This is a genomic window from Paraburkholderia sp. BR13439, from assembly GCF_040948805.1.
Taxonomy (GTDB): Bacteria; Pseudomonadota; Gammaproteobacteria; order Burkholderiales; family Burkholderiaceae; genus Paraburkholderia; species Paraburkholderia youngii.
In genome coordinates this window covers 243079-254997 of sequence record NZ_JBFPKN010000001.1, presented here as the reverse complement: position 1 = coordinate 254997, position 11919 = coordinate 243079, and the positions used below count along the sequence as shown (strand labels likewise).

10 protein-coding genes are annotated in these 11919 nt (G+C 65.3%); 6 read left to right on the top strand and 4 right to left on the bottom strand.

The genetic code is table 11. From position 1 onward, the window contains the following. Positions 1-84 precede the first annotated feature (84 nt). Positions 85-1089 (bottom strand): arabinose ABC transporter substrate-binding protein, encoded by a 1005-nt coding sequence (locus tag AB3X96_RS01180; protein WP_176109878.1) that lies wholly within the window; start codon positions 1087-1089, stop codon positions 85-87. Positions 1090-1267: 178 nt separating this feature from the next. Next, positions 1268-2716, bottom strand: coding sequence for an aldehyde dehydrogenase family protein (locus AB3X96_RS01175; protein WP_368588291.1), 1449 nt, complete (start codon positions 2714-2716; stop codon positions 1268-1270). Between the two features lie 171 nt (positions 2717-2887). On the opposite strand from AB3X96_RS01175, the gene AB3X96_RS01170 reads away from it, so the two are divergent. Continuing rightward, entirely contained in the window at positions 2888-3865 is a 978-nt protein-coding gene (locus AB3X96_RS01170) for a LysR family transcriptional regulator (protein ID WP_176109880.1), read from the top strand. A 142-nt stretch (positions 3866-4007) separates the two neighbouring features. After that, positions 4008-4562: a YaeQ family protein gene (locus AB3X96_RS01165; protein ID WP_368588653.1), complete on the top strand. Its 555-nt coding sequence runs from the start codon at positions 4008-4010 to the stop codon at positions 4560-4562. 44 nt (positions 4563-4606) lie between these two features. Here AB3X96_RS01165 and AB3X96_RS01160 read toward each other — a convergent pair whose 3' ends face one another. Further along, a complete protein-coding gene (locus AB3X96_RS01160; protein ID WP_176367340.1) occupies positions 4607-5032 on the bottom strand; it encodes a VOC family protein in 426 nt (141 codons plus the stop codon). A 437-nt stretch (positions 5033-5469) separates the two neighbouring features. Between AB3X96_RS01160 and ada the strand changes: the two genes are divergently transcribed. The 4 genes from ada (at position 5470) to AB3X96_RS01140 (ending at position 10119) form a co-directional block, all read left to right on the top strand. Continuing rightward, the gene (gene ada / locus AB3X96_RS01155; protein ID WP_368588652.1) at positions 5470-6630 is read left to right on the top strand and encodes a bifunctional DNA-binding transcriptional regulator/O6-methylguanine-DNA methyltransferase Ada; all 1161 of its coding nucleotides are present in this window, start codon (positions 5470-5472) and stop codon (positions 6628-6630) included. Next, complete coding sequence (locus AB3X96_RS01150) at positions 6627-7547, top strand: DNA-3-methyladenine glycosylase (protein WP_368588290.1); 921 nt, start codon at positions 6627-6629, stop codon at positions 7545-7547. The genes ada and AB3X96_RS01150 overlap by 4 nt, the downstream gene beginning before the upstream one ends. A gap of 218 nt (positions 7548-7765) precedes the next feature. Beyond that, the gene (gene gshA / locus AB3X96_RS01145) at positions 7766-9382 is read left to right on the top strand and encodes a glutamate--cysteine ligase (protein ID WP_368588289.1); all 1617 of its coding nucleotides are present in this window, start codon (positions 7766-7768) and stop codon (positions 9380-9382) included. A gap of 221 nt (positions 9383-9603) precedes the next feature. Continuing rightward, positions 9604-10119, top strand: a complete 516-nt coding sequence (locus tag AB3X96_RS01140) for a hypothetical protein (protein ID WP_368588288.1) — start codon at positions 9604-9606, stop codon at positions 10117-10119. Between the two features lie 51 nt (positions 10120-10170). Here AB3X96_RS01140 and AB3X96_RS01135 read toward each other — a convergent pair whose 3' ends face one another. Then, on the bottom strand, positions 10171-11733 hold the full coding sequence (locus tag AB3X96_RS01135) for a DHA2 family efflux MFS transporter permease subunit (protein WP_368588287.1): 1563 nt from the start codon (positions 11731-11733) through the stop codon (positions 10171-10173). Positions 11734-11919: the final 186 nt, after the last annotated feature.

The following is an 11919-nucleotide window of genomic DNA, read 5'->3' as shown; positions in this document are numbered from 1 at the left end:
CTCGAACGGATGTAACCAGAGCGGGCCACGCTCACGCTAAACGCAACGCGCGATGCGGCCCGCCGTCTGCTGCGAGAACTTCGCTTAAATACCCAGTTCCTTGCGCACGTCCTGCCAGTTGCTACGGACCATCAGCTTGCCGGTGGTCTGCGTATCGGCGGGCGGCTGCTTGCCGTCCTTGATCCATTCGACGAGGTTTTCGGTGCTCTCCTTGCCGTGGTTCGTCGAGCTGACCGCGATCGTGCCGTAGAAGCCCGTCGGTTCCTTCTTCTGGAACTCGGCGAACGCCTCGCCCGCGCCGTTGATGCCGACGCCGATCACGTCTGTGCCCGGAATGTGCAGCTGTTCTGTCGCGCGCACGCCGCCGAGCACGCTTTCCTCGTTGAGCGCGAAGATCACCCACTTCTTGATGTTCGGATGCTGCGCGAGCACCGGCGACACCGCGTTGAAGCCGCCTTCGTCGTCGGTGGTTTTCTGCGGCGCGTCGAAGATGTTTTCCTTCTTGAAGCCGCCGGCGAGCAGCGACTGCGTCGCGCCGTCGGTGCGCAGCTTCGCGGTCGGCAGTTCGTAGTCGGTGATGCGCAGCGCGCCGACTTCCTCGGGCTTCCAGCCGCGGCGCTTCATTTCCTCGGAGATCGCCGTGCCGACCTGATTGCCGATCTTGAACGCGGACATGCCGAGGTGCGGCACGTTGGCAAGCGGCTTGCCGGTCGAATCGACCAGCTGGTCGTCGACCGTCACGAACTTCATGTTGTAGCGCTTCGCGCGTGCCTGGATCGCCGGTCCGAGACGCACGTCGGGCGCGCAGATCACGAAGCCCTTCGCGCCTTGCGCGCCGAGGTTGTCGATCGCGGCCAGCACTTTTTCGCCGTCGGGCGTACCGATGTTGACGACCGAGAATCCGTCCTTCTGGCCGAGCGCGGTCGCGGCTTTCTGTTCGTTGATGAACCATGCCTGTTCCGGCATCTTCACGAGGAAGCCGACTTTGAGCGGCTCGTCCGCATGCGCGGACAGTTGCGCGGCAAACGGCGCGGCGAGGGCGGCGGCGGCGATCGCGGTCAGAGTCAAACGGCGAAGCTTGCTGGTCATCTACTGTCTCCTGAGGTTGAAAAGCTGCATTGATGTCGTGGTAGTTGCAGCGGGGTAACGCGGGCGGCGCCAGCCGACGCGCGGATCGGGGTGGATCTCGGCTCGGCAAGCCGGGCGATTCGTGAAGCGGGGCGCACGGCCAGTGGCGCGGCGAAAACCGTGGTGCGGCTCATCGGTTCTAGCCCGCCACGTACGCCGTTTTCACGGCGGTCCAGAACGCGGCATCGCTCGCGCCATAGGCCGACGCCTTGCGCCCGCCGCCGGGTCCGTGATGTTCGACGGCCGTGGTCGGCAGGTTGATCGTGACGAGACCGCTCTGCACGTGGCGGCGGAAATGCCGCGCGCGTTCGAGCGAGCGCGTGCAAATGCCGGCGCACAAACCGTAGGTGGTGTCGTTCGCGAGATGCAGCGCGTGTTCGTAATCGTCCGCACGCAGCACGACCGCGAGCGGCCCGAAAATCTCTTCGCGCGCGATGCGATGCTCCGGTTCGCCGACAAACAGCGCCGGCTCGAAAAAATAGCCGCGCGTCGCGCGCTGCAGCTGCCTACCGCCGCGCAGCAATTGCGCGCCTTCCTGTTCGCCGATGCGCACGTATTCGAGATTGCGTTCGAGCTGCGCGGCGTTCGCCGCCGGGCCGATGTCGGTGCCGTGCTTCAGCGCGTGATCGACGGTGAGTTTCGCGAGCTTCGCCTGCAACGCGTCGACGAACTGCGCGAACACCGCGCGCTCGACGATCAGCCGCGCGGCCGCGGTGCTGCGCTGGCCCGTCGCGCTGAAGGCGCCGGTCAGCGCGGCATCGACCGCGCCGTCGAGATTGGCGTCGGCCAGCACGACGAACGGATTCTTGCCGCCCATCTCGAGCTGCACGCGCGCCTGGCGCGTCGCGGCGGCCTGTAGCACACGTGTGCCGGTATCGGACGAACCGGTGAAGCTGATCGCGGCGACGAGCGGATGCGCGACGATTCGCGCACCGACTTTGCGGCCGCTGCCCATCACGAGGTTGAACACGCCGGCCGGCAAGCCCGCGCGACTGACGATCGACGCGAGCGCCGCCGCGCAGGCCGGCACCGATTCGGCCGGCTTGTACACGACGCAGTTGCCATGCGCGAGCGCGGCACCGATCTTCGCCGCGGCGATCGCGAGCGGCGCGCTCCACGGCGCGATGACGCCGACCACCCCGAGCGGCTCGCGCGTCACGTCGATTTCGACGCCGGCACGCGCGGACGCGAGCGGTTCGGCGAACGCGCGCAGCGCCTCGGCGGCGAACAGCTTGAACAGTTGCCCCGCGCGCGTCGCTTCGGCGAGCGCCTCGGGCAGCACCTTGCCGACTTCACGCGCGAGGAGACGCGCCAGTTCCTCGCGGCGCGCGAGCATTTCGCTGCCGATCGCGTCGAGCGCGTCGGCGCGGCGCTGCGCGGAGGCAAGCGACCAGTCGCGAAACGCCGCGTGCGCCGCCTCGATTGCGCTGTCGGTCTGCCGCACGTCGGCCCGCACGTATTCGCCGACCGGTTCGTCGAGGTCCGACGGATTGAGCGACACGCCCGCGGTCGCACCCGTCTCCCATCCGCCATTGATGTAATGGCGAAACGGGCTGGTAACGAGGGGGACGAGCGGATCGCGGTTCATCGGCGGAAAAGGCGCACCGGAAGTTCACAAAAGTCCACGAATGGTATGAGTCGTCCCAATAACTTTCCAATCCCTTTTTAGGCTTCTCCGATATCAGTTTCGATATGGCATCATGGGAACTTCAAAGCAGAACGTACAAACATCGCCCGTAAAAACCTGGAGACCCCTGCGATGACGCGTAGCTATTCGAACTGGTTCGTGCGCGCGCGCCTGAAGACGCGCCAGTTGCTGCTGCTTGCCGCGATGGAGGAGGAGGGCAACGTGCGCCGCGCGGCTGACGTGCTCGGCATGACGCAGCCGGCCGCGTCGCGCCTGTTGAAAGAACTCGAGGACATGCTCGGCGTGAGCCTGTTCGACCGCACGCCGCACGGTATGCACGCGACGCTGTACGGCGAGGTGATGATCCGCCACGCGCGCATGGTGCTGTCGAACCTTAGCCAGGCGCACGACGAAATCTCGGCGCTGCGCTCGGGGCTCGCGGGTCAGGTGCGCATCGGCGTGATCGCCGCGGCTGCCGCGACGATGGTGCCGCGCGCGATCGCGAGCGTGAAGGAGCGCTATCCGCAGCTGCAGATCTGGACCGAGGTCGAGACCTCCGACGTGATGCTGCCGCGGCTCGCCGAAGGCGACCTCGACATCATGATCGGCCGCGTGCTCGAACGGCAGAATCAGTTCAAGACCGACGTGCGCTACGAGCCGCTCGCCGACGAACCGCTGTGCGTGGTCGCCCGGCCTGGCCATCCGCTCGAAAACGAAACGGGATTGACGCTGCGCGGTATCGTCAACGCGGCGTGGGTGCTGCATCCGCCTGGCAGCGTGCTGCGCCACCGCTTCGATCTGATGTTTTCGCAGATTGGCCTGAATCCGCCGCAGAACGTCGTCAATACGAATAACTTCCTCGCGATTTCGAGCTTGCTGCTGCAAAGCGACATGTTGGCTGTATTGCCCGATGAAGTGGCGCGTCAGTACCAACAGTACGGGGTATTGAAACGCGTACCGATTGATTTACCGTGCAGGATGGACACATTCGGTATCATCACGCGCCAGTCGCATCTGTTGTCTCCGGCGGCCGCCGTCGTGCTCGAGGCGCTGCGGGAGGCGGCTCGCGACGTGTACGGCACCGCCATGGAACCGGTGGTGGCCCGGTAAATGCTTCCTTTCGTGTCATAGGCACCGGCCGACGGCGCGGGAGGAACAGACGATGTACAGCAAACACAAGAAACGGCAACGCGCCGTCGACGATTCATTTTCGCTGCGCTCCGGTGGAGCGAGCGCCTGGTTTAGCAACGGCATGGCTCTCAAATCGACGATATACAAGGCCGAAGTGCAGATCGCGGACATGGACCGGCACTATTACGCCGACCATTCACTGACGATCGCCCGTCACCCCTCGGAAACCGACGAACGGATGATGGTCCGCGTCGCCGCGTTCGCGCTGTTCGCACAGGAGCGGCTGGAGTTTTGCAAAGGTTTGTCGGATGTCGACGAGCCGGATCTGTGGGCGAAGGATCTGACCGGCGCGATCGACACCTGGATTGAGGTCGGCCAGCCCGACGAGCGCCGCATCGCGAAGGCGAGCGGCCGTTCCAGTCACGTGATCGTGATCGCGTATGGCGGGCGGACCTCGGAAATCTGGTGGCAGGGCGTGCGCAACAAGGTCGAGCGCCTGCGCAACGTGACGGTCTGGACGCTCGGCGAGGACGTCGCGGCATCGCTCGGCTCACTCGCCGAGCGCACGATGCGGCTGCAATGCACGGTGCAGGACGGCGAAGCCTGGCTCGGCAGTGCCGAAGCCGACGCGGTGAAGATCGACTGGACCGTACTGAAAGCGCCCGCCGACGCGTGATGGAACCGGCCTGAACCGGTTTTTGCGCAGTTTCGCTTTCGCTTTCAGAGCGACGTGATTCGCGCCGCCTCCGGCGGCCCCTTCAGTTCGACCATGTTGCCCTCCGGGTCGAACAGATACAGCGACGGTCCAAACCCGTCCGCGCCATAGCGCACCCCCTGTTCGCCGAGCCGCGCGCCATGCGCGCTCAGATGCGCCTTCAGCGCGTCGGCGTCGAACGACTCGACGCGCAGGCACAGGTGATCCATGTTGCGCCCCGTGCCCGCCTCACCGTTTTCCGCGCGATCGAGCTTGGCGCCGACCTGCAGCAGATCGATCAGCGATCGGCCCGCGCGCAGTTGCGTGAGGCCGAGTTCGCGCTGCTCCTTTTCAACGCTGCAACCGAGTACGTCGCAGTAAAAGCGCGCGAGGGTGTCGACGTGCGTCGCCCGGATCACGACGTGGTCGATCTCGCGAATGTGGATTTTCATGTTGAACGCCCTTTTGCTAGTTCGGAGAACCGATTAGGAAGTGTAGGAGAATGGGCGGGGGGGCGGATCGGCGGGCAAAAAAAAGCCCGCTCAAATGGAGCGGGCTGAATCCATATCAGGAGGAGACATGGAGGAGACAGGTACTAATATACACATCGGCTTGGTGCGACGCAATAACTTTTTAAGGGAAAACCCGATATCGTGCAAAATTGTCGCAGTTTGAGGCAAAACGCCCGGCCGCGGGGCGTTCCGCGGCGTTTCGGACTGCGATTTGCCCGGTTTAACCCCACTATGGGTGAGGACAAGCGCGTCCGAATGACAGAGCAAGAACCGGCGCGTACTGTGTAGCGAACAGGCCTAGATTGATGAGCATCGACACTGATTGCCCATCCGGGCCCCAGGACATCATGAACGCCACCACTCGCCATTCCACCCCCATGCGCACCACCGCGGACGCCGACGCGACCCAGTGGCGCACCGACGACGAGCGCTGGGACGCCGTCACCCACCGCGACCACGATGCCGACGGCGCATTCTTCTACGCGGTCAGGACGACCGGCGTGTTCTGCCGGCCGTCGTGCGCGTCGCGCCAGCCGCGCCGCGAAAACGTCGCCTTCTTCACCCATGCCGCCGCCGCGCGCGCCGCGGGCTTCCGCGATTGCAAGCGCTGCCAGCCGGGCGGCCTGCCACGCGAGCTTGACATCGTCGCGAGGGCCTGCGCGGCGCTCGACGCTGATCCGCAGCAGCGCCTCACGCTCGCGCAACTGAGCGACGCCGTGCACGTGAGCCCGTTTCATTTGCAGCGCCTGTTCAAGCGCGTCGTCGGCGTGTCGCCGCGTCAGTACCAGGCCGCGCAGCGCGGCGCCGCGCTGCGCGACGCGCTACAGGGCGGCGCCGATGTTACGCGAGCGACACTCGACGCCGGTTTCGGCTCGCCTTCGCGCATGTACGACAGCGCGCCGGCCGAGCTCGGCATGGCGCCCTCCGCTTACCGGCGCAAGGGCGCCGGGCTCACGGTGCGCTATGCGAGCGCGCCCACCTCGCTCGGCTTCGTGCTGGTCGCGGCGACCGATAAGGGCATCTGCAAGATCGGTTTCGGCGACGACACCGCGCTGTTGATCGACGAATTGCGCGGCGAGTTCTCGAACGCCGAGCTGCGCGAGGACGCTGGGCGCCTAGCACCGTTCATCGCGCAGATCGATGCGTACCTGCGCGGCACGCGCCAGGACTTCGACCTGCCGCTCGACATCGCGTCGACCGCGTTCAAGCAGCGCGTGTGGGATGCTTTGCGACGCATCCCGTACGGCGAAACGCGCAGCTACTCGCAGATCGCCGAGGCGGTCGGTTCGCCGCGCGCGGTACGCGCCGTCGCAAGTGCCTGCGCGACAAATCCGGTCGCGCTCGCGATTCCTTGCCATCGCGTCGTGCAGAAGGGCGGGGCGCTCGCCGGCTATCGCTGGGGGCTGCCGCGCAAGGCCGCGTTGCTCGACAATGAGTCGCAGCACGCAGGCGGCGCTTCAGCCGGCGACGCGCCGCGCCGCCGCGCAAGCCGCCCCGACGCCGATTCCCGCCACTCCAACCTGGATCACGCCGCTTGAGCACGCTTAACGACGTCGCAACTCTGGAATTACCGTTCAAGGCACCCTTCGACTGGCCGCGGCTGCTGCGTTTTTTCAGCGGCCGCGCGACGCCTGGCGTCGAAGCCGTCGAGGACGGCGCGTATCGTCGCGCGATCGACTGGAACGGCGACAGCGGCACACTCAGCGTGCGGCTGCATCAGCGCAAGCGCTGCATCGTCGCGAGCATCGAAGGGCCGGCGAGCCGGCATGCCGATGCACTCGCCGCGCCGATCGCGAAGATGTTCGATCTGCGCGCCGATCCGAAGAAGATCGCCGCCGGACTCGCCGCGGACCCGTGGCTCGCGCCGCTCGTCGCCGCGGTGCCTGGCCTGCGGGTGCCGGGCGCATGGTCAGGCTTCGAACTGGTGGTGCGTGCGATCGTCGGTCAGCAGGTCAGCGTGAAGGCCGCGACGACCATCATCGGACGGCTCGTGCAGCGCGCGGGCCAACGCATCGACGGCCATCCGCACCAGGACACCGCGTGGCGTTTTCCGACGCCGGCCGCGCTCGCCGAAGTCGATCTCGCGCAGATCGGCATGCCCGGCAAACGCGTCGCCGCGTTACAGGGCTTCGCGCGCGCGGTCGCGAGCGGCGACGTCCCGCTCGACAGCAGCGACACCGTCGACGCCGCGAGCCTGCGCGCCGCGTTGCTCGCGCTCGCGGGCATCGGCCCATGGACTGTCGAATACGTCGCGATGCGCGCATGGCGCGATCCCGATGCATGGCCCGCGTCGGATCTTGTGCTGATGCAGTCGATCTGTGCGCGCGATCCTTCGCTGATACGGCCAGCACAGCAGCGCAGCCGCAGCGACGCGTGGCGGCCGTATCGCGCGTATGCCGCGATGCATCTGTGGAACGAGGTAGCGGATCGGGCGGGCGCGGCGCGCGGCGGGTGAGTTGAGCTGAGCGTCGTCACGACGCGCTGATGGCGATGGCGCAGTTCAGCGCGACCCCGCCATGCGCGCTCAAACCCCGCCGAAGCGGCCGCAAGCAGCCGATCTGGCGAGATGTTAAAGTGCCCGCTACTGAAAATTCCGCCGAACGTTGTCAGCCGCTGTATCGCCTGTGAATCGTCTGGCGATACACGGCGACCGGCAACGCCCGACCTGCATCAATGCCAAACACCACACCATCCGGCACGACCGACGTGCTTTCGCACCGCCTGTCCGTGCTCGACTCGAGCCCGCAGCGCGATGCGCTGATACGCGGCCTGCGCGGCATCGAAAGGGAAAGCCTGCGCGTAACGCGCGACGGCCAGCTCGCGATGACGCCGCATCCGCGCGCGCTCGGCTCGGCGCTCACGCATCCGTCGCTGACGACCGACTACTCCGAGGCGCTGCTCGAGCTGATCACGCCGGCCGAGCAGGACGCCGCCGAAACGCTCGCGCAGCTCGACGTGCTGCATCGTTTCGTCTACGCGGAGCTCGGCGACGAGATCCTGTGGAACAACTCGATGCCGGGGCTGTTACCCGCCACCGACGACGGCATTCCGATCGCGCACTACGGCACGTCGAACATCGGCAAGCTGAAGTACGTGTACCGGGTCGGCCTCGCGCTGCGCTATGGCCGCACGATGCAGTGCATCGCGGGCATCCACTACAACTATTCGCTGAACGAAGAAGTGTGGCGCCTGCTGCACGCCGAGCAGCAATCCACCGCGAACGCCGTCGACTTCCAGTCCGACCGCTACCTCGCGCTGATCCGCAATTTCCGCCGCACGAACTGGCTGCTGATGTATCTGTTCGGCGCGTCGCCCGCGCTCGATCGTCGATTCCTCCGCGATCGCAAACACACGCTCGACACGTTCGACGCCGACACGCTGTATCGCCCGTACGCGACGAGCCTGCGCATGAGCGATCTCGGCTATTCGAACACGACCGCGCAGGCCGCGCTGCACGCCGACTACGACACGCTGCCCGGCTATCTCGACGCGCTCGCGAAAGCCGTGAGCCAGCCGTATCCCGCCTACGAGCAGATCGGTACGCAACGCGACGGCGAGTGGGTGCAGATCAACACCAACGTGCTGCAGATCGAAAACGAGTTCTATTCGACGATCCGTCCGAAGCGCGTCACTTATCCGGGCGAGCGGCCGCTCCATGCGCTTGCCGTGCGCGGCGTGCAATACGTCGAAGTGCGTTGCATGGATATCGATCCGTTCGAGCCGAGCGGCATTTCCCTCGAAACGTCGCGCTTTCTCGACGCGTACCTGCTGGTGTGCGCGCTCGACGACAGCGCGCCATTGCCTCCGGCCGCCTACACCGAAGCGAATCAGAACTTCGGCCGCGTGACGATGGAAGGCCGCAAGCCAGGCCTCGAACTGGTTCGCGACGGCAGGCCGGTCGCGATGACCGAATGGGCCGACGAACTGCTCGTGAAAATCGACGCCGCGGCGACCGTGCTCGACGGCTTGAGGGGCGGCGACGAACACGCGCGCGCGGTCGCCGCGCAACGCGCGAAGCTCGCGGACGTATCGCTCACGCCATCGGCGCGCGTGCTGCAAACTATGCGTGACCAGCAGCAGAGCTTTCTCGCGTTCGGCCTCGCGCAAAGCGAAGCGCACGCCGCGTACTTCCGCGCGCGTCCGCTCGATGCCGTGCAGTCCAAGGCGTTTGCGGACCTCGCGGTGCAATCGCTCGACGAACAGGCGAAGCTCGAACGCGACGAGGTTGGTTCGTTCGACGCGTTCGTCGCCGCGTATCGGGCCTATACGCTCAATCGCTTCAGTGTCTGAGCGCTCGGACCACAACAACTCGAGAAGTGATCAAGCGGCCCACGTGGCCGCTTTTTCTTTGTCGTGCGAAACCCGCAAGTAAGCTCTACGGATTGCTCTCTTCGAGCGCGCGCAATCGGCAAATTCTCCACGCGCCGTCGCGATTCTCTGATCTGAGTGAAACACCGCCTGGATGGGGTGGTCCAAAATGTTATGACAGGCTTCGCAGGGGAGGTACCGACGTGAAGAACAAAGCTCTGTTGGCCGCACTGTGCCTCGTAGCGACTGCGGGATGCTCAACGCAGGGTCAGGTCAATCCGGACGTCATGCAGATCGCGACCAAGCCATTGACGTGTTCGAACAAGGCCGAATGCGACCTCTGGTGGCAACGGGCGCAATCGTGGGTCGCGAGTCATTCGAAGTACAAGATCGAGACCGCTAACGACTCGCTGATCCAGACCGCCGGCCCCGACGGTGGCAAGCGGGCTCTCGCGTTTCAGATCACGCGCGCCTCGGAACCCGATGGCACCGTAACGATCGGCTTTTCCGCGCACTGCGACAGCTCGCTCGGCTGCAAGCCGAATCCGTGGGAAGCCGGTGCTGATTTCAAGCAGTATGTGAGAGGCACCACGGGCACAGCCGCCAGCGCGCCGCAAGGCAGTGCGACGCCATCGCAGAACGCGCCCGATGCGACGCATCCGGAGACGATGCCCGGAAAGACCACCAGGCTGCCGAATGGCGAGGCGATGTCGCAATAGCTGAAGCTGTGGCGACGGCGGTAATGCATTCGCCGCTGCCGCGTGTTTGCTTCAGTGTCCTAACGAGGGCCCGCTGCCCTTGCGTGGCTTGGTGATCCACACGAGCACGGCCAGCACGATAAACGCCGCGCACGAGATGCGGAAAAAATCGTTGGTGGCCATCATGTACGCCTGGCTAGTCACCACCTGGTTCAGCTGCGCGGTGAGACTGTCGCCGGACAGCCCGGCGCCCGCGAGCGCATTCGTATAGGCGTTGGTGTTGGCCGAATACGTGCTGACCGTATCGGCGAGCATCGCGTGGTGATAGATCGTGTCGTTTTCCCAGAACGTCGTGCTGATCGCAGTGCCGATCGCGCCCGACAACGTGCGGAAAAAGTTCGACAGACCCGACGCGCTCGCAAGGCGCTCGTCGGGCACGCTCGACAGCGTGATCGTCGTCATCGGCACGAAGAAGCACGCGACGCCGATGCCCTGCACGAGCCGCGGCAGGATCACGTGGCCGAACGGCACGTCGAGTGTGAACGTCGAGTTCCAGAACGACACGATCGCGAACACGATGAACGCGAAGCTCGCGACCATGCGCAGATTCAGCCGATGCATGTTCTTGCCGATCATCGGCGATAGAAACAACGCCAGCAGTCCGACCGGTGCCGTGGCGAGACCCGCGAGGCCCGCCGTGTAGCCCATCACCGTTTGCAGCCATAGCGGAAAGATCACCACCGAGCCGAAGAACGCCATGAAGCCGAACGAGATGATCACGACGCCAAGCGCGAAATTGCGATCCTTGAACAGCGACAGGTCGACGATCGGCTCCTCCTCGGTCAACTCCCACACGAGCAGCAATGCAATCGACACGAGCGCGATCACGGCGAGCGCGACGATGAACGTCGAGTTGAACCAGTCGCGGTCCTTGCCGAGGTCGAGCATCATCTGCAGGCAAGACACGCCCGTCACGAGCAGCACGAGGCCCACCACGTCGATGCGCTGGCGCGTCGTCTGCGTTTCGCGGCCACGCAGCAGCAGGTACGCGCAGAACGCCGAGAACAGGCCGATCGGAACGTTGATGTAGAAGATCCACGGCCACGTGAAGTTATCGGTGATATAGCCGCCCATCACCGGGCCGAAGATCGGCGCGCAGATCACCGTCATCGCCCATAAGCCGAGCGCGAGGCCGCGCTTCGCGGGCGGGTAGGAGCGCATCAGGATCGTCTGCGACAGCGGCACCATCGGCCCGGACACGAGCCCTTGCGCAAGCCGGAATGCGATCAGCGATTCGAAGTTATGCGCGAAACCGCAGGCCGCCGACGCGATCGTGAACAGCAACACCGACAGCGTGAAGAGCCGAACCTCGCCGACGCGTCGCGCGAGCCAGCCGGTCAGCGGCACGGCAATCGCCGAAGCGACCGAGTACGACGAGATCACCCAGGTACCCTGACTGGCCGCGACGCCGAGACTGCCGGAAATGGTCGGCACTGCGACGTTCGCAATCGAGGTGTCGAGCACCTCCATGAAGGTGCCGAGCGCAAGGCCGACGGTCAGCAGCGCGAGCGTGCCGCCTTCGAGCGGAGCGGGTTCTGCTGCGGGCAGCGCGGCGTTGGAAGCCGTGGCATCCATAATTTTGGTTCTCCTCAGGCGGCAAAAGCTTGTCGTGGCAGCTTTATCGGGCGTCCCAGGCAGGATGCTTATATGCCGCATCACCCTCTGCCCAGACAGATATCTGATGACAATGGCGCCTTGGAAAGGCGCCTTGTGATTGTCTTGCTAGTACTTCGTGATGAAGCGCCGCGGCCCTCCGACGAC